This window comes from Streptomyces sp. NPDC025651, assembly GCF_055558735.1.
In genome coordinates this window covers 84,795-108,972 of record NZ_JBVHLZ010000015.1, presented here as the reverse complement: position 1 = coordinate 108,972, position 24,178 = coordinate 84,795, and the positions used below count along the sequence as shown (strand labels likewise).

21 protein-coding genes and 1 pseudogene are annotated in these 24,178 nt (G+C 72.6%); 12 read left to right on the top strand and 10 right to left on the bottom strand.

The window, feature by feature from the left end:
- Positions 1-57: 57 nt before the first annotated feature.
- On the bottom strand, positions 58-1,626 hold the full coding sequence (locus ACZ4D5_RS38190; protein ID WP_467777074.1) for an alpha/beta fold hydrolase: 1,569 nt from the start codon (positions 1,624-1,626) through the stop codon (positions 58-60).
- Between the two features lie 193 nt (positions 1,627-1,819).
- Between ACZ4D5_RS38190 and ACZ4D5_RS38185 the strand changes: the two genes are divergently transcribed.
- Complete coding sequence (locus tag ACZ4D5_RS38185; RefSeq protein ID WP_467777073.1) at positions 1,820-2,200, top strand: VOC family protein; 381 nt, start codon at positions 1,820-1,822, stop codon at positions 2,198-2,200.
- Here the strand turns inward: ACZ4D5_RS38185 and ACZ4D5_RS38180 are convergent.
- The 3 genes from ACZ4D5_RS38180 to ACZ4D5_RS38170 all read right to left on the bottom strand — a co-directional run bounded on the left by ACZ4D5_RS38180 (position 2,187) and on the right by ACZ4D5_RS38170 (position 4,847).
- Positions 2,187-3,266: an NAD(P)-dependent alcohol dehydrogenase gene (locus ACZ4D5_RS38180; protein ID WP_467777133.1), complete on the bottom strand. Its 1,080-nt coding sequence runs from the start codon at positions 3,264-3,266 to the stop codon at positions 2,187-2,189. The two genes, ACZ4D5_RS38185 and ACZ4D5_RS38180, sit on opposite strands and share 14 nt — an antisense overlap.
- A gap of 91 nt (positions 3,267-3,357) precedes the next feature.
- Positions 3,358-4,212, bottom strand: a complete 855-nt coding sequence (locus tag ACZ4D5_RS38175; protein ID WP_467777072.1) for an SDR family NAD(P)-dependent oxidoreductase — start codon at positions 4,210-4,212, stop codon at positions 3,358-3,360.
- Positions 4,213-4,226: 14 nt separating this feature from the next.
- Positions 4,227-4,847, bottom strand: coding sequence for a TetR family transcriptional regulator (locus ACZ4D5_RS38170; RefSeq protein WP_467777071.1), 621 nt, complete (start codon positions 4,845-4,847; stop codon positions 4,227-4,229).
- A 131-nt stretch (positions 4,848-4,978) separates the two neighbouring features.
- Between ACZ4D5_RS38170 and ACZ4D5_RS38165 the strand changes: the two genes are divergently transcribed.
- The 4 genes and pseudogenes from ACZ4D5_RS38165 to ACZ4D5_RS38150 all read left to right on the top strand — a co-directional run bounded on the left by ACZ4D5_RS38165 (position 4,979) and on the right by ACZ4D5_RS38150 (position 9,580).
- Positions 4,979-6,010: a winged helix-turn-helix transcriptional regulator gene (locus tag ACZ4D5_RS38165; RefSeq protein ID WP_467777070.1), complete on the top strand. Its 1,032-nt coding sequence runs from the start codon at positions 4,979-4,981 to the stop codon at positions 6,008-6,010.
- 246 nt (positions 6,011-6,256) lie between these two features.
- The gene (locus ACZ4D5_RS38160; protein WP_467777069.1) at positions 6,257-7,234 is read left to right on the top strand and encodes a helix-turn-helix transcriptional regulator; all 978 of its coding nucleotides are present in this window, start codon (positions 6,257-6,259) and stop codon (positions 7,232-7,234) included.
- A 50-nt stretch (positions 7,235-7,284) separates the two neighbouring features.
- Positions 7,285-7,986, top strand: a pseudogene (locus tag ACZ4D5_RS38155) (dioxygenase family protein); the annotation flags it as partial.
- Between the two features lie 94 nt (positions 7,987-8,080).
- Complete coding sequence (locus ACZ4D5_RS38150; protein ID WP_467777068.1) at positions 8,081-9,580, top strand: hypothetical protein; 1,500 nt, start codon at positions 8,081-8,083, stop codon at positions 9,578-9,580.
- Between the two features lie 52 nt (positions 9,581-9,632).
- Here the strand turns inward: ACZ4D5_RS38150 and ACZ4D5_RS38145 are convergent, their stop codons facing one another.
- Both ACZ4D5_RS38145 and ACZ4D5_RS38140 read right to left on the bottom strand, forming a co-directional pair.
- The gene (locus ACZ4D5_RS38145) at positions 9,633-10,586 is read right to left on the bottom strand and encodes a GNAT family N-acetyltransferase (protein WP_467777067.1); all 954 of its coding nucleotides are present in this window, start codon (positions 10,584-10,586) and stop codon (positions 9,633-9,635) included.
- Between the two features lie 229 nt (positions 10,587-10,815).
- Complete coding sequence (locus ACZ4D5_RS38140) at positions 10,816-11,535, bottom strand: TetR/AcrR family transcriptional regulator (protein WP_467777066.1); 720 nt, start codon at positions 11,533-11,535, stop codon at positions 10,816-10,818.
- Between the two features lie 77 nt (positions 11,536-11,612).
- Here ACZ4D5_RS38140 and ACZ4D5_RS38135 point away from each other — a divergent pair, with 77 nt between their 5' ends.
- Positions 11,613-13,280 (top strand): serine hydrolase domain-containing protein, encoded by a 1,668-nt coding sequence (locus ACZ4D5_RS38135; RefSeq protein ID WP_467777065.1) that lies wholly within the window; start codon positions 11,613-11,615, stop codon positions 13,278-13,280.
- A gap of 239 nt (positions 13,281-13,519) precedes the next feature.
- Here ACZ4D5_RS38135 and ACZ4D5_RS38130 read toward each other — a convergent pair whose 3' ends face one another.
- Positions 13,520-13,960 carry an ATP-binding protein gene (locus ACZ4D5_RS38130; protein WP_467777064.1) on the bottom strand — a complete coding sequence of 147 codons (441 nt, stop codon included), beginning with the start codon at positions 13,958-13,960 and terminating at the stop codon, positions 13,520-13,522.
- Between the two features lie 454 nt (positions 13,961-14,414).
- Here ACZ4D5_RS38130 and ACZ4D5_RS38125 point away from each other — a divergent pair, with 454 nt between their 5' ends.
- The 3 genes from ACZ4D5_RS38125 (at position 14,415) to ACZ4D5_RS38115 (ending at position 18,701) form a co-directional block, all read left to right on the top strand.
- Positions 14,415-15,590 carry an alpha-hydroxy-acid oxidizing protein gene (locus ACZ4D5_RS38125; RefSeq protein WP_467777063.1) on the top strand — a complete coding sequence of 392 codons (1,176 nt, stop codon included), beginning with the start codon at positions 14,415-14,417 and terminating at the stop codon, positions 15,588-15,590.
- A 109-nt stretch (positions 15,591-15,699) separates the two neighbouring features.
- The gene (locus ACZ4D5_RS38120; protein ID WP_467777062.1) at positions 15,700-17,220 is read left to right on the top strand and encodes an MFS transporter; all 1,521 of its coding nucleotides are present in this window, start codon (positions 15,700-15,702) and stop codon (positions 17,218-17,220) included.
- Between the two features lie 164 nt (positions 17,221-17,384).
- Entirely contained in the window at positions 17,385-18,701 is a 1,317-nt protein-coding gene (locus ACZ4D5_RS38115; RefSeq protein WP_467777061.1) for an RICIN domain-containing protein, read from the top strand.
- 43 nt (positions 18,702-18,744) lie between these two features.
- Here the strand turns inward: ACZ4D5_RS38115 and ACZ4D5_RS38110 are convergent, their stop codons facing one another.
- Positions 18,745-19,731 (bottom strand): hypothetical protein, encoded by a 987-nt coding sequence (locus tag ACZ4D5_RS38110; protein ID WP_467777060.1) that lies wholly within the window; start codon positions 19,729-19,731, stop codon positions 18,745-18,747.
- On the bottom strand, positions 19,728-20,981 hold the full coding sequence (locus ACZ4D5_RS38105) for a choice-of-anchor P family protein (protein ID WP_467777059.1): 1,254 nt from the start codon (positions 20,979-20,981) through the stop codon (positions 19,728-19,730). The genes ACZ4D5_RS38110 and ACZ4D5_RS38105 overlap by 4 nt, the downstream gene beginning before the upstream one ends.
- Before the next feature lie 197 nt (positions 20,982-21,178).
- Here ACZ4D5_RS38105 and ACZ4D5_RS38100 point away from each other — a divergent pair, with 197 nt between their 5' ends.
- The 3 genes from ACZ4D5_RS38100 to ACZ4D5_RS38090 all read left to right on the top strand — a co-directional run bounded on the left by ACZ4D5_RS38100 (position 21,179) and on the right by ACZ4D5_RS38090 (position 22,674).
- On the top strand, positions 21,179-21,385 hold the full coding sequence (locus ACZ4D5_RS38100; protein ID WP_467777058.1) for a hypothetical protein: 207 nt from the start codon (positions 21,179-21,181) through the stop codon (positions 21,383-21,385).
- A gap of 63 nt (positions 21,386-21,448) precedes the next feature.
- Positions 21,449-21,931 carry an Lrp/AsnC family transcriptional regulator gene (locus tag ACZ4D5_RS38095; RefSeq protein ID WP_467777057.1) on the top strand — a complete coding sequence of 161 codons (483 nt, stop codon included), beginning with the start codon at positions 21,449-21,451 and terminating at the stop codon, positions 21,929-21,931.
- Between the two features lie 56 nt (positions 21,932-21,987).
- On the top strand, positions 21,988-22,674 hold the full coding sequence (locus ACZ4D5_RS38090) for an HAD family hydrolase (protein WP_467777056.1): 687 nt from the start codon (positions 21,988-21,990) through the stop codon (positions 22,672-22,674).
- 60 nt (positions 22,675-22,734) lie between these two features.
- Here the strand turns inward: ACZ4D5_RS38090 and aspA are convergent, their stop codons facing one another.
- Complete coding sequence (gene aspA, locus ACZ4D5_RS38085) at positions 22,735-24,144, bottom strand: aspartate ammonia-lyase (protein ID WP_467777055.1); 1,410 nt, start codon at positions 24,142-24,144, stop codon at positions 22,735-22,737.
- Positions 24,145-24,178 lie beyond the last annotated feature (34 nt).

Genomic DNA, 24,178 nt, shown 5'->3' with positions numbered 1-24,178 from the left:
CGGCACGACACGGTCGTGCGGACCTCGGGTGGGTACGCACAGCCGGGCGCGGCACACCTAGGCGCGGCACGTCAGGTCGCGTCGCGGAAGCTCGCCGGTGGCCAGGTAGGCGTTGACATGTGCGTCCGCGCAGGCGTTGCCGTACTCGCCGTAGACGCCGTGCTGGATGGCGCCGCGCAGGGTGATCAGCCGGGAGCGGGACCACTGGCCGCGCACCTCCCGCGCTCCTGGGTGGACGGTGCGGGTGTCGCCCGTGGCGCTGACCAGCAGGGCCGGTACGTCGTTGTCGACCGTGGTCGGCTTCTCGGCGGGGCGGTCCCAGAACTCGCAGGCGGAGATGTTGTGCGTCAGCGGAGCGGCGAAGGGAGCCGAGTGCCGGGCGGCCCGGATGTCGCGCCAGTAGCTCTCAGTACCGCGGCGGGTGGCGACGTCCCCGCAGAGGATGGCGGTCTGCACGCTGCCCTGTGCCGAGCCGGACGCGGTCGTCAGGAACGTGAGCACCTCGGTCAACGTGGGCCCCGGCGTGACGCGGTGGCCGTCGGCGGCCCGCGCGAGCACGCGCGTCACCTCGGCCAGGTCGGCGCGGTACTCGTCGAGGTCGCTGCGCAGCCCGCCGAAGTAGATGACGGGGGCGAAGTGCTGGTCGACCCTGAACTTCCCCACCCGCAGCGGCTTTTCGGCGGCCGCCCGCAGGATCCTCTCCACGACGGCGAGCACTTCCCCTGTGGTGGTGCCGAGGCCGTGGACGGCGTCGCGGTCGGCGGTCCAGCGGGCCCAGGCGCGCAGGGCCCGTTCGTTGGCCGCCGCGCCCTTGGCCAGCAGGTTCTGCTGGTAGCGGGCGGGGGATATGACGCCGTCGAGCACCATGCGGTCGGTGCGGCCGGGGAACAGCTCGGTGTAGACCTGGCCCAGGTAACTGCCGTACGAATAGCCGAGATAGGAGATCCGCTCCTCGCCCAGGGCGGCCCTGACGACGTCCATGTCGCGGGCGGTGTTGCGGGTGGTGACGTGCGGCAGCACGTCGCCGTTGGTCCGTTCGCACCGTTCGGCCAGGTCGCGCTGGCGGGCGACCGAGCGCTCGAACCCGGCGCGGTCGGGTCCCGCCGAGAAGACCGCCGAGCCGACGTCCCAGCCGCAGTCCATCGGCGTGGAACGGCCCACGAACCGCGGGTCCATGCCGATCAGGTCGTACGTCGCCGCGACCTTGCCCATGGCCTTCGCCACGTACGTCGTGTCGAGGCTCGGGCTGCCGGGGCCGCCGTTGTTGAGCAGCAGGGCGCCGACGCGGTGGGCGGGGTCGGTGGCGCGGATCCGGGAGATCGCGACGGTGAGCGTCCGGCCGCCCGGGTCGCGGTAGTCCAACGGCACGGTGACGTCGGCGCATCGGGCACCCGCCGCGTCCAACTCCCGCCCCATCGTGTCGTCCTGGCCACGTGCGCAGCCCCGCCAGTCGATGTCCTGCGCGCCGTACCGCCCAAGCCCTGACGACGGCCCCGCCGACTCCGCCGTCCCCGCAGGCTCCCCCGGTTCGGCCGCGGCGGGCAGGGCTCCCGCCCCCACGGCCAGCAGGGCGGCGCCGGAAACAGCCGTCCGTATCCATGTCCATGTCCATGTCTTGGTCCGCATGCACCGCACGCTAGAGGGACCGCGCGCCTCCCCTCGCTCCGGTATTCCCCCCAATGCCCCGGGGGGAAAGCCCCCTTGGATCTCCGGGCCCGGCAAGGACGCCCTTCGACCCGCCCCTGAATTCCTTTCACCCGCGCCGCCTCGTCCGATACGGTCGCGGAACTGTTCTCGCCGCTGAGAGAAGGTCTCGTCGATGGCATGTCGCATCAGTGAACTCGTGCTCGGCTGCCGCGATCCCGAGCTCCTCGCGCGGTTCTGGTGCGAGGTACTGGACTTCGTGGTGCTCGACCGCGAGGACGACGGCACGCTGGAGATCGGACCGCGCGAAGGGTTCGGCGGCCCGCAGCCGACGATCATCCTCAGCTACCGGGACGAGCCGGAGAAGGGCAAGTCCCGGCTGCACATCGACGTCAACGCCACGGACCGCGATCAGGACGCCGAGCTCGACCGCCTGCTGAAGCTCGTCGCCCGCCCGGCCGACATCGGCCAGACGGGCGACGAGCCGTGGCATGTCCTGACCGACCCCGAAGGCAACGAGTTCTGCCTGCTCAGGTCCCGCCTCAACCCACTGTGAACCGCGTGGAGGGAGTTGAGGGGGCCCAGCCGTTCGGGAGGACGACCGCCCGGCCGTTGACGCGTCCCTCGTGCAGGCGCTCGTACGCCGTCGGGGCGTCGTCCAACGCGTACGTCTCCACATGGACGTCGATCGCGCCGGCCCTGGCCAGGTCGAGGACCTCGATCAGCTCGGACCTGCTGCCCCAGTACGGGGAGCGGACCGCGACGTCGTAGGGGGTCGTGCCGAAGCCGACGGACGCGGCGCCGCCGCCGAGGCCGACGATGGCGACGTCCCCCTCCACCGCGGCGCAGGCCATGGCCGTGGCGGCGGTGGGCGGGGCGCCGACGAAGTCGAACACCGCCTCCGCGCCCAGGCCGCCGGTCAGCTCGCGGACCTTCCCGGCCGCCGCCTCGTCCGACAGGACCGCTTCGTGGGCGCCGACCTCGCGGGCGAGGCGCAGCTTCTCCTCCGTCACGTCCAGGGCGATCACGCGGGCCGGGGTCAGCGCCCGCAGCAGCTGGATGGCGACGTGTCCCAGGCCGCCGGTGCCGATGACCACGGCGGTGGAACCGGGGGTCAGCTTCGGCAGCGACGTCTTCACCGCGTGGTACGGGGTCAGCCCCGCGTCGGTGAGCGGCACGGCGGTCACCGGGTCGAGGTCGCCGAGCGGCACCAGGTGGCGCGCGTCGTCCACGATCATGTACTCGGCGATGGCGCCGGGCGCCCCCAGGCCGGGCGGACGGATGCCGAGGTCCGCGGCGCGCGTGCAGTAGTTCTCCTTGCCCTGCGCGCACATCCGGCAGGTGCCGCAGCCCCACGGCCCGTACACGGCGACGGAGTCGCCGACGCCGAAGCCCGTGACGCCCTCGCCGAGGGCCGCGACGGTCCCGGCGCCCTCGTGGCCGAGGGTGAGCGGCAGCGGGAACCTCAGCGCCTCGGCGGGCAGGCTCATCACGGCGATGTCGGAGTGGCAGACGCCGGCCGCGGTGACCTTCAACAGCACCTGGCCCGGGCCCGGTTCGGGGCGCGGGACGGTGACCACCTCGGGGGCGGCGCCGACGGTGCGGTACTGGACGGCCTTCATCCGGGCGGGCAGGCCCGGGAGTTCTCGACCTGACATGGGGTGCCTCTCTCTTCTCGTCGTAGGTCTTCCGCTCGTACGGGCCTCCGCCGGATCAGCGGGCCGCGTAGCCGCCGTCGACCAGGTGGTAGCTGCCGTTGACGAACGAGGCGCGGTCCGAGAGCAGGAACAGCGTGAGCTCGGCGACCTCGTCGGCGGTGCCCAGGCGGCCCTGCGGGTGGAGCGCGACCAGCTGTTCGCGCTGGGCCTCGTCGCCCTTGAGCAGCGGGGTGTCGATGAATCCCGGGGCGACGGCGTTCACGCGGACGCCCCGGGACGCGTACTCCACGGCGGCGGTCTTGGTCAGGCCGACGACCGCGTGCTTGGCGGCGGAGTAGGCCGCGGATCCCGCGAAGCCGTTGGTGCCGAGGATGGAGGACATGTTGACGACGGCGCCGCCGCCCGCGGCGAGGATCCGCGGGAGCTCGTAGCGGAGGGAGTAGAAGACGCCGTTGAGGTTCGTGTCGATCACGCGCCGCCAGTCCTCGACCGTGTACTCGCCGGTGGGGGCGGAGGCCCCGGCGATGCCGGCGTTGTTGACGGCCAGCTGGAGCCCGCCGAAGGTCTCGACGGTGAAGTCGACGGCGTGGCGCACCGATTCGGGGTCGGTGACGTCGACGCGCACGGCGGCGGCCCGGCCGCCGGCCTCGGTGAGCGACCGGGCGACGTCCCGCGCGCCCTGTTCGTTGTGGTCGGCGACGACGACCGCCGCGCCCGCCGCGGCGAGCCGGCGGGCGACCTCGAGGCCGATGCCGGACGCCGCTCCGGTGACGAGGGCGGTCCTCCCCGCGAACTCCGCCGGGGCGGTGGCCGAGGCGCCGGGGCTGCTGGTGCCGGTGGTGGTGCCGTTCCCGGCTCCGGCGGTGGTACCTGTGGTGGTGTCGGTGCCGGTGTTCGTGGTGGTGCTCATGGTGGTGCCTGGTTTCACTTGGTGGTGGTACGGGGTGCGGGTTCGTCGGCCAGGGCCGCGAAGGCGGTGTCGATGAGCCGCGGCAGGGAGGTGGTCCGGCCGGGCGCGATCCAGAACCGCACGGCGGTGCCGAACGCGCCGACCGCGAGCGAGACCGCGAGGGCGGGGCGCAGGTCGCGGTCGGCGTCCAGGCCGAGCCGGCGCGCGACGATCGCCACCGACTCGTTCTGGGCCTCGTCCTGCACCCGCAGGTAGGCGGGCAGCTGCGCCTGCTCCTCGTGGAGCAGGCGCAGCAGGTCGCGCGTGCGGGGCAGGCGGTGCCAGGCCGTCGGTTCGTCGTCCAGCCAGCTCCGCAGGGCCCGGTAGTAGGCCGTGAGCGGGCTCTCCTCGGCGGGGCGGGCGGCGAGCGCGGCGTTGATCCGCGCGAAGTCGGCGCGCAGGGCGTCGACCACGGCGTCGTCCTTGCCGGAGAAGTACCGGGAGAAGGTGCGGCGGGAGACGTCGGCGCGTTCGCTGATCGTCTCGACGGTGACCTGGTCGAGGCCGTGGGCGAGGGCCAGGTCCACGGCGGCGTTCGCCATGGCCTCCCGGCTCTCCTGGACCTTGCGGGTCCGACGGCCCTGTGTGGTGCTCATGTGCCCGACTGTACTCCTCAAAGTGTCCCAATGGGACACATGGCCTGTCGGGACACATGGCCCGCCGGGACAGATCAGGGCACCGGGACGGCTCAGGTCTCGACACCGGGCGCACGCTATGGAAAAACTAAGTGCCCACTATCAAGATCGGGAAAGGCGGCCGCTCCCACATGACCCGCAGCTACGACCAGTCCTGTCCCGCGGCCCGCGCCCTGGACGTCGTCGGCGGTCGCTGGTCGCTGCTGATCGTGCGCGAGCTGCTGCTCGGCCCGCGGCGCTACACGGACCTCGTCGAGGGCCTGCCCGGCATCGGCCCCAACGTCCTGGCGGAGCGGCTGCGCGAGCTGCGCGACGCGGGCATCGTCGACCGGGTCGGACTCGCGCCCCCGGCGGCGTCGACGGCGTACGAGCTGACCGAACTCGGCGCAGCCATGCGGCCGTTGCTCGACGAGCTCACGCGCTGGGGCATGCGGCTCCCGGCGCCGTCCCGGCCCGGCGACACCTTCCGGCTCAGCTGGATGCTCGGCTGTCTGCGGGCCAGCTTCCGGCCCGAACAGGCCCGCGGCGTGCGGGAGACGTACGAATTCCGGGTGGACGACAGCACGTTCCACCTCCGGGTCGACGACGGCACTCTCGACATCCGGCACGGCGGCGCTGCGGACGCCGTCTGCGCCATCACGACCGACCTCGGCACACTCCTCGCCGTCGGCGCCAGGCTCGTGGACATCGAGGACGCCGTGGCCCGCGGCCTGGCCCGCCTGGAGGGCGAACTCCCCGCCGCGGCACGGGCGATCGGCATCCTCGGCACGCATCTGGAGGCCACCGACGGCCGCCACGGCGTCGTCGGCGCGGTCGGCTCCACCTTCCGCCCCGACCGCGCCCGCGGCGTGCGCGAGATCTACGAGTTCGTGGTCGACGACCTCGTCTTCCACGCCCGCGTCGACGACGGCACCGTCGAGACGGACCTCGGCCCCGCTCCGGACGCGGCCGCGACTCTCGTCACCGACCTGGGCACCCTGCTCCAACTGGGCGCGGGATCCCTGCCACTCGAGGACGCGCTGAGCGCCGGGGTCATCACGGTCGACGGGGACCTGGAGGCGGCCCTGCGCATGGCGGACGCGTTCGGGGTCGTCCGCGCGGACCGGTCGGCTTCCGCACCCTGACCGGAGGCAGCACCGAGCGAGCACCGAAGGGCAGGCGGGCGCGGCGCTCGACCTCGACAAGGAACGACCCAGTACTGCCGCCCACTTGCTGGCGCCTACGCACGGAAGGGTGCCATCGTGGGACATCTCTGGTCCGGACCAATCTCCGGGCCCGGGAGACGACCGGCCGATGAGCCCGACGACCGAAGACGAGCAGCGGCGAGCGAAGACGAGCGAAGACGACGAGCAGCGACAAGGAGCCAACCCATGCGCGGCACAACGGTCCTGCCCGGTGAGGGGAACAGCGGAGAGCCGGGCGAGGACGGCATGCCGACCCATCGGCTGCAGGTGCCGATGCCCAACTCCCTGCCGTTCGCGATCGGTACGTTCGACACGATCGGCGCCATGTCGCGGGCCACGTTCCCGCACCGGCACACCTTCCACGAGATCGTCCTCGTCACCGGCGGCACCGGCGGGCACGTCGTCGACCTGAGCCGGTTCGCCCTGCGCCCGCCGAACCTGTGCTTCCTCACCCCCGGCCAGGTCCACCACTGGCAGGACGTGACCGGCCTGGAGGGGTACGTCATCCTGTTCACCGACGACTTCCTCGTCGACCACCCCGCCGACCGGTACGTCCTGCGGGTGCTGGGCCGGCGGTCCTGGCTCGACCTGCCCGAGGAGGCGGCGGAGTGGGCCGGGCGTCTCGTCGCCGAGCTCGACGACGAGTACCGGGCGGGTGCCGACGGCTTCCAGAGCGTACTGCGGGCCCTGCTGCACATCCTGGTCGTGCGGGCGGCCCGGCTGCCCGCCCACCATCAGGCGGCGGCACAGACGGCGCCGCCCGAGCCGTCGCCGGGACCCCGCTCGCGGCCCGGATCGATGGCCGCGGAGTTCACGGCGCTGCTCGGCACGCCGGAGGGCGCCCTGGAGTCGGTGCGGTCGTGCGCGGACCGGCTCGGCGTCTCGGTGAGCTACCTCAGCGAGGTGGTGAAGGCCTTCACCGGCCGCACCCCCGGCGAACTGATCCGGCAGGCCCGGGTGCACGAGGCCAAACGCCTGTTGCTGCGCACCGATTTGTCGGTCCGTCAGGTCGCGGGGCGGGTCGGGTTCGGGGACCCGGCCTACTTCTGCCGCTTCTTCCGCCGCGAGACCGGGGCGAGCCCCGGGGACTTCCGCCGCGGCGGTGGAGATATTCACCACGACCACCGGCTCGAGTCCATCGCCCGCCCCCGCTCCTCCGCATAGCTTCATAGCCGATCCGGAACCCACCCATCCCCGCAGCCCCAGGAGGAGCGATGGACCACGAGATCGGCACCCCGGCCGAAGACGGCACCGGCCGCACCGACGGAACCGACGGCGTCGGCGACGTCAACGGCACCCGCAGGGGGCCCAGCCGCAAGACCGTCCTGAGGGCCGCGGCCGCGGTGGGCATGGCCGTGCCCGTGACCCTCATGGGCGTGCCCGCCCTCGCCAGGACCGCGGGCGCGCGGGGCGACGCCGTGGAGGCGACCCCGTCCTGCGACGACGGGGACGACCCGACCATCCCGCAGATGGAGGGCCCCTACTTCAAGCCCAACTCCCCGCAGCGCTCCTCCCTCGTCCAGCCCGGCACTCCGGGCGTGCGCCTCACCGTCACCGGTTACGTCTTCGGGCTCCGCTGCAAGCCCATCTCCCGGGCCCTGCTCGACTTCTGGCAGGCCGACACCTACGGCACGTACGACAACGCGGGCTACCGCTTCCGGGGGCACCAATTCACCGACGCCAACGGCGCGTTCAAGCTCACCACGATCGTGCCCGGCCTGTATCCCGGGCGCACCCGGCACCTGCACGTCAAGGTGCAGGCCCCCGGCCGCCCCATCCTCACGACCCAGCTGTACTTCCCCGGTGAGCCGCGCAACAACACGGACCCGATCTTCGACTCACGGCTCCTCATGAACGTACGCACGGTCGGAAACGCGAAGGAGGCCGACTTCGACTTCGTCCTGAACGTTCCGCAGTAGCCCCCTGGTCCCCCGGGGCGCCGTACAACCTTTGGTGGTCACGGCCGGTCAACTGATCGTTCATGACCATCCGGGGAACAGAGGAAGTCGTATGTCGCTCGCAGGCCGCAGAGTCCGTCGCACCATGCCCCTGATCGCCGCTTCGCTGTTGGTGGGCAGCGGCCTTGCGGCCCTGACGCTGGGGCAGGGCAGTGCCCGCGCGGACGCCGCCGTGCGGGCGACGGACGACTTCAACGGCGACGGCTACGCCGATCTCGTCGTCGGCGCCCCGGGCGGCACGGTCTCCGGCAAGGAGAAGGCCGGGTACGTGGTGGTGACGTACGGGGCCGAGGACGGCCTCGACCCGGCCGTGAAGAAGACCGTCAGCCGCTCCACCGCCGGGGTGCCCGGCGCGGCCACCGCCAAGCAGGAGTTCGGCGCCACGTTCACCAAGGGCGACCTGGACCACGACGGGTACGCCGACCTGGTGATCGGTTCCACCGGTCCGGGCACCGAAGCGGGCGCGGTGATCCTGTGGGGTTCGGCGTCCGGCCTCACCGGCGGCACGCGGATCGACACCTTCGGATTCGCGCCGCAGGCCGGCGACTTCGACGGCGACGGCACCACCGACCTGGCCCTGTTCGCCCGTACGGCCTCGCACGGCGACGACCCGGTCGCCCAGAAAGCCCGCCTCTGGAAGGGGCCTCTCACGCGCACCGGGGCCCCGGCCGAGACCCTCGACTTCATGGACGAGTCGCAGTGGTGGAGCTACGAGCACGAGGAGCGCCCCGACCTCTCCTGCCGCGAGAAGCCCGAGATCTGCGTCGACGGGCCCCGGTCCGTGCAGGGCCCGGTGGTGCCCAGGGCGGTCGGCGACATCAACGGCGACGGCCGCGCCGACATCGCCGTGAACGACTACCACGGCGACGGCCAGTGGGGGAACGCCGTCCTGTACGGCGGCGCCACCGGCTTCAAGCGGGGTGCGGCGCCGGGCTCGCGCGGCGCGCTGGGCGTCGGCGACGTCAACGGCGACGACTACGACGACCTGGTGGTCGGCGGCGGCGACTTCGACGACGAGGACCCGGACAAGGTGACGGTCGCCCTCGGCTCGGCGGCCGGCCTCAGGGAGGACGTGCGGCGGTTCGACCAGGACCTGCCCGGTGTGCCGGGCACCGAGGAGAGCGGCGACCGCTTCGGCGCGTCGGTCGCCGTCGGCGACGTGACGGGCGACGGCTACGCGGACGTCGCGCTCGGCGTCCCCGGCGAGGACGTCGGCTCGGTCACCGACGCGGGCGCGGTCGTCCTGGTGCGCGGCGGCGCGGACGGCGTGACGGGCACCGGGGCCCGGGCCTTCCACCAGGACACGGCGGGCGTGCCCGGAGTCGCCGAGAAGAACGACGCCCTCGGTGCGGCCGTGGCGCTGCTCGATGTCACCGGCGACGGCCGCGGCGACCTCGCGGCGTCGTCGACCGCGGAGAACGCGCGGGCCGGCGCCGTCTGGTCGCTGCGCGGCACGGCGTCGGGCCCGACGGCCACGGACTCCGTCGCCTTCGGCCCCAAGGACGTCGGCGCGCCGAACGCCGCCGCCCTCTTCGGCAGTGCCCTGCGCTAGGCGCGCGGCAGCCCGGCCGGTCCCGGCCTGAGGCCTCCCCCCGTAGGAGGTCTCAGGCCGGGAGGATCAACTCCCATGTGTCCACGGCGTAGTCGAGGGTCATGCCGTGCCGTTCGTACAGGGCGAGGGCGCCGCTGCTGTTGTCGGTGTCGACGCCGAGGCCGATGCGGTCGCGGCCCAGCGCGGCGTAGTGCCCGAAGGCGTGGCGCAGGAGGTGGCTGCCGAGGCCGCGCCCGCGGACCTCGGAGCGGACCCCGAGGTTGCCGATCCAGGCCATCGACGCACGGTCGTTGTGGGTGCGAAGGACGGCCGCGTCGCCGACGCCCGCCACGTGCGCGACCCAGATGAGCGACCAGTCGACGCGCTCGCCGTCGATGTCGTCGAGCCACTGCGTGTACGTGCGGGGCTGGTGGTCGAAGTGGTCGGTGAAGCACTCCTGGAGGAGGGCGTGGGCGCGCCTGCGGTCCTCCTCGGCGAGGCAGGCGCGCAGCGTCACGCCGGGCGGCGGAGCGGGCACCTGGTCCGCCGTGGCGGCGAGTTGACGCTCCATCACGTTGTAGCGGCGCACGGTGCGCCAGCCTCGGGCCCGCACCGCCGCCGGGTCCGTGGTGGGTGAGGTGTTGAGGTGCAGGTGGACGACCGCGCGCGCCGCGCCGTTGGCCGCGGCCCGCTCCGCCGCGCGGGCCTCCAGCAGGTCGAACAGGTACAGGGAACCCTGCGGGTGGCCCGGCAGGACGTAGTGGTCGACGTCGATGCGCTCGCCGCCCGACTCGTCCCACAGCACGGCGTACCCGATGAGCAGGTCGCCGTCGAACAGCAGCCAGGAGTCGTGCTCCAGGTCCATCTCGGGATGCTTCAAGTCGGCCTGGATCTCCGACAGTTCGGTGTCGGCGCGGCCTATCTCCAGCAGGTCCACTTCGTTGAGCAGCGCGCACACCGTCGCCGCGTCGTCGGGCGTGGCCGGGCGCACGGTCAGGCCCGCGGGCGGCTTGAGGGAGGTGGTCATGACTCCACTCTCCGGGGCCGGTGGCCCGCCTCGCAACGGAGTTTTCGCGGACTCAGCAGACCGTGCCGGGCCCGGCCGCCGTGACCCTCAACAGATCGCGCACGAGCGTGAAGTCGATCCGCTCGGGCTTGCGCAAGCGCAGACAGCCCTCGCCCATGCCGTGACCGGCGAGGCGTTCCTCGAAGGCGATCGGTGCCGTCCCGTCCGCAGGCGGGCATGGCGTACGCCATCACCTCGGTGTGGTCGGCGAGTTGGGCGCGGCACAGCTCACGCGGCCGTGCGCGCCCGGCGGCTGTCCGGCGGCGGGACGCTCCCCCGGCTCCCGGTCGCGCAGGGTGCAGACGCCGGTGAAGACCCCCGCGAGGTGGTCGGCGAGCGCGGACAGGGCGGCGGCGGGCGGCAGGCCGTCCGGGTCCGCGTAGAGGTGGGCGGTCAGCCCCTCGGTGTACGCGGCGATGCGGGCCGCCTGGACGTGCTCGTCCACCTCGGGCGGGACCTCTCCGCACTCCTTGGCGTTCACGATCGCCTGGGCGATGTGGGCGCGGGTGCGGGCCAGCGCGGCGGTCTTGAGCTCGCCGAGGCGCGGGTCGTCGGCCGCGCGTCCCGTGAAGGCGAGCGCGACGCGCCAGTCCTGTCTGCGCTCGGCGTCCAGCGGCATGCTCTCGGCCAGCGCGTCCAGGACCATGTGCTCGATGCGCGCCCCCTTGGCCTCGGCGCTCCCGATGAGGGCGGTCACGCGCTGCTCGAAGCGCTCCAGGACGTGGCCGTACGCGAACAGCAGCATCTCGTCCTTGCTGCGGAAGTAGTGCTGGACGAGCCCGACCGAGATCCCGGCCTCCGCGGCGGTCTTGGCGACCGTGACCGCGCCCAGGCCGTCGGCGGCGATGATCCGCCCCACCGCGGCGGCTACTTGGTGACGGCGCTCTTGGTGATCGGCTACGCGAGGCATGGGTTGACCATACCGCTGTACGGTAACGTCATAACCGTACGCACATACGGTTACGGGGAGGCCCCATGGGTACAGGCATGTCCAGAGGCTTACGGCGGGCTCGGCGCCCGTGGGTGCGCAGGGTCGGCGCCGCGTGCTCGGCGGTCGTCGCCGTCATGGGGTCGGCGGCGGCCCCGTCGGCAGCGGCCCCTTCGGCGGCGGTCGCACCCACCGCGCCGTCCACCGCCCCGTCATCCGGCCTGATGGACCGCGTCGACGCCTACGCCGAGGAACAGCGCGAGCGGACGCGGGCCCCCGGCATGGCGCTCGCGGTGGTCGAGGGCGACGAGGTGGTCCACCGGCGGACGTGGGGCAAGGACGGCAACGGCGATCCGGTGACGCGCCGGACCCCGTTCCTCGTCGGCTCCCTGTCCAAGCCGATCACGGCGACCGCCGTGATGCGCCTGGCCGAGGCGGACGAGGTGGAGCTCGACGCCCCCGTACGCCGCTACCTGCCGTGGTTCGACCCCTCGGGCACCTCGGCGCGGAGCATGACGATCCGTCATCTGCTCAACCAGACAAGCGGATTGACCGAGTTGGACGGCCTGACGGGCGCCGACCGGTTCGACAACGCCCCGGGCGGGGTGGAGCGCGTGGCCCGCGGCCTCGCGCACGTCCGCACCAGCACACCCCCCGGCGAGCGCCACCAGTACAGCAACGCCAACTACATGCTGCTCGGCGCGGTCGTGGAGAAGGTCACCGGCCGGCCCTTCGAGCGATGGCTGCGCGCCGAGGTGCTGCGGCCGCTGGGCATGGACGGCGCGATCGTCGACGCCCGAGACGCCGAGCGGCGCCGACTCGCCCCGGGACACCGCTACTTCTTCGGCCACCCGAAGGTCTTCGACACCCCCTTCGACACCTCGGGCGTGCCCTACGGATACGTCGGCGCCGACATCGACGACCTCAGCCGGTTCGCCACGGCCCATCTCGGCGGCGGCGGTGCGGCGGCCCGCACCGTGGTCTCGCCGGAGGGACTGCGCGAGCTGCACAGGGGCACCGTCAAGGCCGGGTCCTCCCACCGCTACGGCCTGGGTTGGCGCGACGACGCCTTCGACGACCTGGGCGAGCGCATCGTGTGGCACGGCGGCGCGACCCCCGGCTTCCACGGCACCGTCGTCCTCGCGCCCGACCGGGACCTCGCGGTCGTCGTGCAGCACAACGCCTACAACCCGCTGCGCGACGAGCAGCTCAACTCCACCGCGTTCGGCGCGATGCGCATCCTGCTCGGCGGCCGGCCCGAGCCCGCCCCCGCCGATCCGATGCTCGCCACCATGCTGACCGTCCTCGCCGGCGCCGTACTCGCGCTGACCCTCGCGCTCGGCTGGTCGCTGTTCCGGCTGATCCGGCCGCGCATGCCGAAGGTGCACACGGCACAGACGCGTACGGCGAAGACGCGGGGGAAGCGGCTCATCGTCGTCGGCGGTGTCGCCACGGCCGTGGGGCTGCTGCTCCTCGCACACGCGGCCGTGCACGTGCTGCCCCGGCAGGTCACGGGGGTGGACCTGGCGCAGATCCTGCTGTTCGTGCCCGACGCCGGATGGCTCCTCGTCGCGGTCGCGGCACTCGCGGTCACGCTCGCCGTGGCGTGCGGGGCCCACACCGTCCGAGCCGTACGAGGCGGTCGAGAGGGTCATGGCGGTCGAGACGGTCGCCGAGACGTGCGCATGAGCGACGAACTAACCGACAGGCACGGCGTGTTGAGGTGAAACGTGCCGTGCTTCGCGGGAGGTGGCTCGCGCGCCCGCCGTGACGCGCCGCACGGCGGGTGCGCTGGTGCGGGACGTCTCCGCGGCCGTCGTGGCCCGACTGGCCGCGCTCGCGGACGAGGCGGCGCCGGCCCTCCCCTGAGCCGGTGCGCCCGGCTCCCTCGATGAGGCAGGCGTCCGGACCCCCACCGCGGCCCACGCTGATCATCAGGCGGGCTCCGGTTCCGACCGCTCCGCCCTCAGGCCAGCACCGCCCGCACCGTCTTGCCACCCCGGTGCGCCCCCACGACCTCCAGGCGCTCGGCGAGTTGGCGGACCATGGCCAGGCCGCGGCCGCTCTCCCTGTCGCCGCTCGGCTGCAGGAGCCGCGGGCGTACGGGACTGGCGTCGTAGACCTCGACGATCACGCGGCCACCGGAGACCTCCACCCTCAGCCGGCAGCCTCCGTGCGCGTGCCGCACCGCGTTGGACACGAGCTCGGAGACGATCAGCGTGGCGTCGTCCATCCGCTCCGCGTCCACCGGATCGGCCCGGTCGGCGTCCGCCGCGGCCGTGCGGCGATGGGCCCTGGCGAGGAACGCCGAGGTCAACTTCCTTGCCCGGCCCGCCGATGCGGGCTCCTGCGGCAGCGCGTACTCCACCCGTGCGGTAGGCCGATGGGCGCGCTGATGCGCACGCATGGCAACTCACTTCCCCTCCCTGGGACAACCGGCGTCCACCCGCGACCACTGTCGCCACCGGGGTCGCGACATGTCTTGCGCGACCGGCCCTGCCTCACGGTGATGCCCGCGCCTGCTGATCGCCAATCCGCCCGTCCACCTGGCCGTACCGCGCCGCGCGCAGGAGTCGCATATGCATCGCCGCGAGGTCGGCGACGGTCGTACGGATGGCGCTGTCGTCGCGGTCGACACGGTCACGAACTGCCCTTTCTCCCCCGCCGGTTGCCATGGTTGTGGCGTATTGACCTTGACATCGGCTTCAAACAAGACTGGGCGCCGGGCCGCTGACACCGACGTCAGCGAGTACGCGGAGTTCGCACTCCGGCCACCCCCGCCCAGCCCCTCCTGTCCGGCCCCTGCCGCCCGGCCCCTCCGCTCCGACCCCTCCCACCCGACCGCCACCGAAAGGCCTCCCGTGAACCAGACGCCCCGCCCCTTCAAGGACTACCAGGACGAGATCTACCTCGACGGGCTGCGCGGCGTCATCCCCAAGTACCCCATGACGTTCGCCGAGTTGGAGGCACGCGCCCACGCCGCGCTGCCGCCCTCCGTCATCTCGTACGTCGCGGGCGGCGCCGGGAACGAGCGGACGCAGAACGCCAACGTCACCGCGTTCGACCACTGGGGGCTCATCCCCCGGATGTTCGTCGGCGCGGCGCGGCGCGACCTGTCCGTCGACCTGTTCGGCATGACGCTCCCCTCCCCGCTGTTCATGGCGCCCATCGGCGTCCTCGGCATCTGCGCGCAGGACGGGCACGGCGATCTCGCGACCGCGCGGGCGGCCGCGCGGACCGGCGTCCCGATGATCGCCTCCACGCTGTCCGCCGACCCGATGGAGGAGGTCGCCGCCGAGCTCGGCGAGACGCCCGGCTTCTTCCAGCTGTACACGCCGACCGACCGCGGGCTCGCCGAGAGCCTGGTCCGGCGGGCCGAGCAGTCCGGGTTCAAGGCGATCGTCGTCACGATGGACACCTGGGTCACCGGGTGGCGCCCGCGCGACCTCGCCACCTCCAACTTCCCCCTGCTGCGCGGCCACTGCCTGGCCAACTACACCACCGACCCGGTCTTCCGCGGCCTGCTGCCCGCCACCCCCGAGCAGGATCCGCAGTCCGCGGTCCTGAAGTGGGTGCAGGTCTTCGGCAACCCGCTCACCTGGGAGGACCTTCCGTGGCTGCGCTCGACGACCTCGCTGCCGCTGATCGTGAAGGGCCTGTGCCACCCCGAGGACGTGCGCCGCGCCAGGGACGGCGGGGTGGACGGCATCTACTGCTCCAACCACGGCGGCCGCCAGGCCAACGGCGGACTGCCCGCCCTCGACGTGCTCCCCGCGGTCGTCGAGGCCGCCGAAGGACTTCCCGTCCTGTTCGACTCGGGGGTGCGCAGCGGCGCGGACGTCGTCAAGGCCGTCGCGCTCGGCGCCACCGCCGTCGGCGTGGGCCGTCCGTACGCGTACGGGCTCGGCATCGGCGGGGCCGACGGCGTCACGCACGTCCTGCGTTCGCTGCTCGCCGAGGCCGATCTGCTCATGGCCGTCGACGGCTATCCGACGCTCGCGGACCTCACGCCGGAGGCGCTGCGGCCGGTGCGGTGACGAGCAGGGCGCCAGCGGACGGGCGCCCCCACGCGGGACACCCACGGTGGACACCTCGCCGTTTCATGTGAGACATTGATGTCTCATTCGAAATTGAGGTGTTACAGCCATGACCCCGCAACGTGATCCACGGCGCTGGGCCGTCCTCGCGATCCTCTCCGGCAGCCTCCTGCTGATCGCCATGGACACCACGATCCTGAACGTCGCCTTCCCGTCCCTGGTCGCCGATCTGCGGCCCAGCTCCGTACAGCAGCTGTGGATCATCGACATCTACGCCCTCGTGCTCTCCGGCCTCCTGGTCACCGCGGGTGCGCTCGGTGACCGGTGGGGCCGCAAGCGGCTGCTCCTGATCGGCTTCGGAGTCTTCGCCCTCGCCTCGCTGCTCGCCGTCTTCGCGACCGCCGCCTGGCAGGTCATCGCGGCGCGTGCGCTGCTCGGCGCGGGCGGCGCGGCGATCATGCCGGCCACGCTGTCGATCCTGCGGAAGGTCTTCACCGACGCCCGCGAGCGCGCCCTCGCCTACGCCGTGTGGGCCGCCGTCTTCGGTGGCGGCATGGCGCTCGGCCCCGTCGTCGGCGGCCTCCTCGTCGAGCACGACGGCTGGCAGTCCGCGTTCCTGATCAACATCCCGGTCGCGCTGGTGATCATCGCGCTCGGCCTGTGGCTCGTGCCCGAGTCCCACCAGCCCCGCGAGGGCCGCTGGGACTGGTGGGGCGTCGGTCAGTCCGTCGTCGGCATGCTCGCCCTCGCGGGCGGCATCAAGCAGCTCGGCAAGGGCGGCCCCGCCGACCCCATGGCCTGGACCCTGCTCGTCGTCGCCGCGGTGACGCTGACGGTCTTCGTCCGCCGCCAGCTGCGCCTGGATCACCCGCTGCTTCAGGTACGCCTCTTCGCGTCCCGTCCCTTCGCCATCGCCGCCGCCTCGATCTTCCTCGGCATGATCGCGCTGGGCTCGGCGCTGTTCCTGATCACCCAGTGGTTCCAGTACGGACAGGGCTACACCCCGCTGGAGGCGGGCGTCCGGCTGCTGCCCGCGCCGCTGGGCCTGGTCCTGACCTCGCTGATCACTCCGGCGCTCATGCACCGCCTGCCGATCCGCCACGTCATGGGCGGCGGCCTGGTCCTGATGACGGCGGGCCTCGCCCTGCCGTGGCTCCTCCAGCTGTCGGGGCCGCTCGGCTACGGCGGGATGGCCTTCGCGCTCGCGGTGATCGGCTGCGGCGTCGGCATCGCGACGACCGCCGCGTCCGTGACGCTCATGGCCGCCACCCCGGCCGAGCACGTCAGCGGTGCCGCGGCCGTCGAGGAGACCTGCTACGAACTCGGTGCCGCCATGGGCGTGGCCGTCCTCGGCTCCATCGCCACCGCGCTGTACCGCGTGAACCTGCCCGAGCTGGGGCTCGGGGCCGACACCGCGTCGGCCGTGAGCGACTCGATCGGCGAGGCCGCGCGGGTGGCCTCCGAGCTCACGGGGCCGGCCGGCGCCACCCTGCTCGCGCGGGCCGGTGACGCGTTCACCTCCGGGATGACGCCGACGTTCCTGCTGGCGGCCGCGCTGCCGCTGGCCGCCGCGGCGCTCACCTGGGCGAAGATCCCCAAGGGCCTGCGCCCGACGGAGAACGCGCACTGACGCGACGCGTCCCGAGGCACCACGCACTCCGCGGCACACCAACCCCAACTGGCAGCATCCGTCCCTCACTTCACGCCTATCATCGGTGCGACCCCGGATCCCCGTTCCCCACCGGAGCGGGCCCGGGGTCCGCCCATGCTCCACAGCGAGAGGACGACGGAGACGTGAGTTCCATACGCAGGCGCGGCGCCCGCAAGCGCCGCATGGCGATGGCCGCCGCAGGAGCCGCGGCGGCCGTCGTGGCGGGGATCCAGCTGTCGCCCGCAGCCTTCGGCACCGGCGGCGACGAGGAGCCGCGGACCACGCGCCCGGCCGCCGCGCCGGCCGCGCCGTCCCACGCGGAGAAGGCGGACTTCGGCGTCTCGGGCCCGGACGGGACGGCCTTCGAGGACGGGGTCATGACGCTGGAGCCCGCCCGCTCGGCGGCCCCGGCCCGGCGCGCCGCCGCTGCCCCGCACGGCGAGGGCTGGGTGTCGGGCGGCGCGTCCAAGTACCTCGCGACCGGCTACACCATCAAGTTCTACGACAAGAAGGCCGCCGACTGGCTGGCCCCCTACGTCAAGGCGTCCGCGGCCGACCTGAAGCGGGTGACCTCCCTGCCGGTGACCGTCGACACGCGTCCGGTCGGCTGGGACCACGTCCGCCCCAAGGGCGAGATCGTCATCGGCCTGCTGCACCGCCCCTGCGTACCGCCCGCCGACGGCGGTTCGCAGGGCTGGAAGGTCGTCCGTGACGGCTCCGGCAGCAAGAACCTGAGCTGCGGCTTCTACTCCTCGTCCGTCGCCGACACGGTGACCAGCGGGCACGCCTACATCGACGACGAGTTCTTCACCGCGGACGGCGAGCCGGCGCCGTCCATGGGCGCGACGTATCTGCGCAACCACATCAGCCACGAGCTCGGGCACACGATGGGCCTCGCGCACGCCAACCGCAGCGCGGCGCGCGGCGACTGCGTCAAGGGCACGGACTCCGGCCAGTTCCCGGTGATGTGCACGCCCACCAACGCCTACCAGGACAAGCGCGCGGGCACCTACGTCCAGCAGTACGACGTGCAGGGCCTGCGGCACCTGGCCCGCGGCGGCGGCGCAGCCCTGTCCCCGCAGGGCAAGGTCACCGGCATCGGCGCCAAGTGCCTGGACGTCAAGGGCGGCAAGGCGGCCAACGGCACGCAGATCCAGCTCTACAAGTGCAACGGCGGCGTCGCGCAGTCCTGGATCCTCGGCAAGGACGGCACCTTCCGGGCCCTGGGCAAGTGCCTGGACAACTACCGCAACAAGAGCACCAACGGCAACAAGATCAGCCTCTACGACTGCACCGGCGGTGCCTCGCAGCGCTGGTCGGTCAACGCCAGGGGCCAGATCGTGCACGCCGCGTCCGGCAAGGTCCTCGACGTGACGGGCGGCTCCACCGCCAACGGCACCAAGGTCCAGCTGTACACGGCGAACACGAACAAGCGGCAGGTGTGGGTCACGCCCAGGTAGCGCGCGGGGAGCCGCCGGGGCGACGAGGACAGGCGCGGGCGCCTCAGATCAGGAACCGCCACGTCCACCACACGTGGGTGCTCAGCGCGGTGTGGCTCCTGTCCTCCTTGTTCCCCTGCTTCACCAGCGTGGTGCCGATGGCCTTGACGTAGTGGTTCACCTTGGACGTGCCGCTCCAGGCGAACTTGAACGTCATGTCCTTGGCGTCGGGGAGCTGCGCCGGGCCGTGGGTGTCGCCGCAGATCTCCTTCTGCACGCCGAAGGTCTGGCCGCTGGTGCCGGTGAGGCCGACGTTGACGGTGGCGCAACTGCCCTTCAGGTCCGTGTCGTCGGCGGGTTCCCACTTCACGACGTTCTGGGCGCCCCTGTACTTGACGGTGGTCTCCACCCGGGCCATCCGGTAGGTCAGCCACGTGGTCTCCTTGCCCACGGCGGAGTGCGTCATCTCGTCGACGATGTAGCGGCCGTGCTGGGGGCTGTCCTGGTCGAGCTTGCGGACCGCGCAGGCGCGCGAGTCGATCGCGCCGTCCTCGGCGTCGTAGTCGACGCACCAGCTGTCGATGATCTCGGCCGCCCTGCCGTCGCCGAACTCCTCGCGGGCCCGGGCGGGATCGGCGCCCATGGCGACGACCTGTTCGGCGGCCGTGGCGACCCGGTCGCGGTAGGCCGCGCGCAGCTGGGCGTCGCTCTTGCCCCGCATGGGTGTGGACTGGCTGACGTCGACCCGCAGGTCGCGCTCCCCCGCGTCGACGCGGACCTCCGCGCCCCTACGGGTGGCCGTGCGCACGGTCACGCCGCCGCCGCGCCATTCACTGACGTACGTGTCCGGGCTCAGCCGGTCCTGCTTCACCAGGCGGAACCCGTCCGCATCGGGGCCCGTGAGCCGGATGCCCGCCGTGTTCACTGCGGTGGGGGCGGGCGACTCGGCCGCCGGGGCCGGTGCCGTGGCGGCGGCGAGGGCGCCCGCGGCGACGAGGGCCGTGGCGCACAGCGCGGCGCGCGGCCCGTGGCGGTTGCTGCGCTTGCTCATTCCTTGCCCTTCGGCTTGCAGTGGTGGGCGTCGCTCGTGGCGGAGCCGAGCACGACGTCGATCAGTCCGAGACGGTCCTTGAGGTGCAGGGCGTTGACGGTCAGGCCGTGGTCCGCGCCGGGCACGGGCAGCCGTTCGTCGACGACGAGCCTGGCCAGGCCCAGGTCGATCTCGGTGTTCGGTTCGGCGACGACGACCTCCTTGCCCGCGATCTTCAGCGTCAGGCGGGCGCGGCCGCTCGTGCCCTCGCAGGTGCTGGTGGAGACCGCCTCGATCCCGGCGGCCTCGATCACGGGCAGCCCCGGCAGCCCGATCCGCACCCCGGTGGTGGTCGTGGTCGCCGTCGATTTTCCCGGGGCGAGGCTCGTGACGACCTTGGCGCACACGGCGTCGGCGTCCAGCACGAGCGTGCGCACCTCCGCGCCGCACGGCGGCGCGGTGGTGGTGGCCCGCGCGGTGCGGATCCTGCCGGTGTCGGGCTGCGGCGGCAGGTCGAGCTTGGCGAGCAGCAGGTTCACCCGGCCCATGACGCCGTAGGCGCGGCCGGTGGCGTACTGCAGGAGGGCGGTCGCCTCGGCCCGGGACGGCTTGTAGTACGTGTCTCCGGCGAAGGCCGCGTCGACGGGCACGGTGCCCTTGTCGTTCAGCGGCTGGTCGGCCTTGTCGACGGTGCAGGCCGCGGCGCCCTTGGCGTCGCTCTCGCCGGTGCAGTCCTGGCGGTGCGCGCCGGCGCCGAGCCCGAAGCGGACCGGGCGGCCCGGGACCGGCTGGCCCGCGCCGTCCGTCAACGACGCGGCGAGGCGGGCGGGTTCGTCGTTGGCGAGGTGCTTGGTGCCGGTGTAATCGAGCTGGGTCGTCGCCCTGGTGATCCGGAACGCCCGCGAGGTGCCGACGTTGCCCTTCTCGCTCTCCACGCGCACGCTCACCCCGTGCCGGCCGGGCTTGCCCCGCGGCTGCAGCGTGCACGACGCGGTGCCGCCCGCGCCGGTGGTGGCCGTGCACGACCCGTCGCCCACGCTGAAGGTGGCCTTCGCCCCGGAGATCCCGCCGCCGGTGGCGCTGAACTTGGCCGAGACCTTGGTCGGGGCGTTGTACTCGGCCTGGAGCGGGCCCGTGTAGTGGACCATCGGCGGGAGCGGCGCGGCGGTCGCCTGGGGGACCAGGGCCGTGGTCGCGCACACCGCCCCCAGGGCTCCGGCGGCGGCGAGATGCCGCCCGGTCCGTCCGGGCCGGATTCTGCGCCGTTGCATGCGTACCTCCGTGGAAGGTGAATCACCCCTGGAGCGCCGGGGGTTGAAGTGGAGGTTTCCCCGGACAATCCCGTACGTCACGATTTCAGCGGAAAGACACCCATTCGAATATGGGCACGCGCGTACGAGCTCTCGCGGTTAGGATCACCCCACATCCGGCACCGCCGAGTCGGTACGACCCAGGAGAAGCAAGAACAGTGCAGGTCACGGGGAGGGGCATCGACATGTGGGCCGGCAAGGACGACCTCGTCCTCAGGTCCCGGGAGACCGGCAGGGGCAGGAGGGGCCGCGAGGTGATCAACGAGGAGTACTCGGACTTCGGCGCCGTGCCCAGGATCTCCGCGCCGCCGGCCGACGCGGTCGCCGCCCGGGACGAGTTCATCGCGGCCCAGGCACAGCCGTAACTCCGTGGCCAGCGGCTACAGTCACCACCGTTCAGCCTCGCCCACCTGGGAGAACCTCGGACCATGGCCGTCGACGAACTCGACACCCGCATCCTGCGACTGCTCCTCGAACAGCCCCGCACCAGCCTGCGCGAGTACGCGCGCGTCCTCGGCATCGCCCGCGGCACCCTGCAGGCCAGACTCGACCGCCTGGAGCGGGACGGCGTGATCACCGGCACGGGCCCCTTCCTCTCCCCCGCCGCGCTCGGCCACCCCGTGCTCGCCTTCGTCCACATCGAGGTCACCCAGGGGCACCTGGACGACGTCGGGGACGCGCTCGCCGCCGTGCCCGAGATCATCGAGGCGCACTCGATCACGGGCGGCGGCGACCTGCTGACCCGTGTCGCGGCACGGGACAACGGCCACCTGGAGGACGTCATCCAGCAGCTGATCAAGCTGCCGGGCGTGGTCCGGACGCGTACGGAGATGGCGCTGCGGGAGCGGGTGCCGCACCGGCTCCTGCCGCTGGTCGAGTCGGTGGGCAGGGCGACGGCCACGCGGTCGTGAGCCGGTCCTGACGACCGCCGAGCGCTCGTGAGCTGGGCCTTTGGCATGCTGGAGACATGAGCACCTTCGGTACCACCTCGGTCATCTTCGATCTCGACGGCACACTCGTGGACAGCGAGCCCAACTACTTCGAGGCCTCGCGGGCCCTGCTCGCCGACCACGCGGGCCGCGAGTACACCTGGGCCGACAACGAGCGTTACGTCGGCATCAGCTCCCACGAGACGCTCGCGACGTGGAAGAAGGAGTACGGGATCGAGGCGTCCCATGCCGAGCTGCTCGCCGACCTGGACCGCCGCTATCTGGCGCTGGCCCGCGCCGAGACGCACGTCTACCCGGAGATGCGGAAGCTCGTCGAGCGGCTGCACGACGCGGGCGTGCCGATGGCCGTGGCGTCCGGCTCCTCGCGCGCGGCCATCGGGGCGATCCTGGCCGGCACGGGCCTGGACGCCCAGCTGACCACGTTCGTCTCGGCCGAGGAGGTCCCGCGCGGCAAGCCCGCCCCGGACGTCTTCCTCGCCGCGGCCGCGCTCCTCGGCGCGGAGCCGAAGGACTGCGTGGTCTTCGAGGACGCGGCGCCTGGCGCGGAGGCTGCGCGGGCGGCCGGGATGCGGTGTGTGGCCATCCCCTATGTGGCCGCCCACGCCGATGACCCGGCTTTCGCCGAAGCGGAGTTGCTTGTGCGGGGCGGCCAGCGGGAGTTCACGGCTCAGGCGGCGTTGGATGTGCTTGTGGCTGGCCGCTGAGTCGTCTTTCTGCGGGCTCGATGTGGCTGGTCGCGCGGCTCCCCGCGCCCCTTACGGGGCTCAGGCAGCGCCCGCCACCCGCTCGGGCGTGAGCAGCTCGGCAAGCCGCTCCGGGGGCAACAGCCCCTTCTCCAGCACCAGTTCAGCCACGCCCCGCCCCGTGCTCAGGGCCTCGCGCGCGATCTCCGTCGCCGCGGTGTAGCCGATGTGCGGATTGAGCGCGGTCACCAGACCGATGGACGTCTCCACCGAGGCCCGCAGCACCTCCGTGTTGGCGGTGATGCCCTCCACGCAGCGCTCGGCGAGGGTGTGGCAGGCCGCGCGCAGCGAGGTGATGCTCTTCGCCAGCGAGTGCAGGATGATCGGCTCGAAGGCGTTGAGCTGGAGCTGGCCCGCCTCCGCGGCCATGGTGATGGTGACGTCGTTGCCGATCACCTCGAAGGCGACCTGGTTGACCACCTCGGGGATGACCGGGTTGACCTTGCCCGGCATGATGCTCGAACCGGCCTGCACCGGCGGCAGGTTGATCTCGTTGAGCCCCGCGCGCGGGCCCGAGGAGAGCAGCCGCAGGTCGTTGCAGCTCTTGGAGAGCTTGACGGCGATCCGCTTCAGGACGCCCGACAGGTGCACGAAGGCGCCGCAGTCCTGCGTGGCCTCGACCAGGTTGGCGGCCGTGACCAGCGGCATGCCGGTGATCTCGGCGAGGTGGCGGCGGGCGGTCTCGGCGTATCCGGCGGGGGCGTTGAGGCCCGTGCCGATCGCGGTGGCGCCGAGGTTGATCTCGTGGATCAGCTCGACGGCCTCGGCGAGGCGCATCCGGTCCTCGTCGAGCATCACGGCGTACGCGGAGAACTCCTGGCCGAGCGTCATCGGCACCGCGTCCTGGAGCTGGGTGCGGCCCATCTTCAGGACGTCACGGAACTCCAGCGCCTTTGCCGCGAAGGCGTCCTGCACCACCGACATCGCGCGCAGCAGCCCGTGCACCGCGCTGATCGTCGCGACCTTGACCGCGGTCGGGTAGACGTCGTTGGTGGACTGGCTGAGGTTGACGTCCTCGTTGGGGTGCAGGTGCTCGTACGCGCCCTTGGGGTGCCCGAGGAGTTCCAACGCCCGGTTGGCGACGACCTCGTTGGCGTTCATGTTGGTGGAGGTGCCCGCGCCGCCCTGGATGACGTCGACGACGAACTGGTCGTGCAGACGCCCCCCGCGGATTTCCGCGCAGGCGGCGGCGATGGCGTCGGCCTTGGCCTTCGGGAGCAGACCGAGCTCCTCGTTGGCCCGGGCGGCGGCCTGCTTGACGGCGGCGAGCGCGTCGATCAGCTGCGGGTACACGGAGATCGGGATGCCCGTGATGGGGAAGTTCTCGGTGGCCCGCAGGGAGTGGATGCCCCAGTAGGCGTCCGCGGGGACATCACGATCGCCGAGCAGATCGTGCTCACGACGAAGGGCGGGTACAGAAGCGGTACTCATGGTGCTTGCTTGTTTCTCTTCCGGGGCCGAAGCG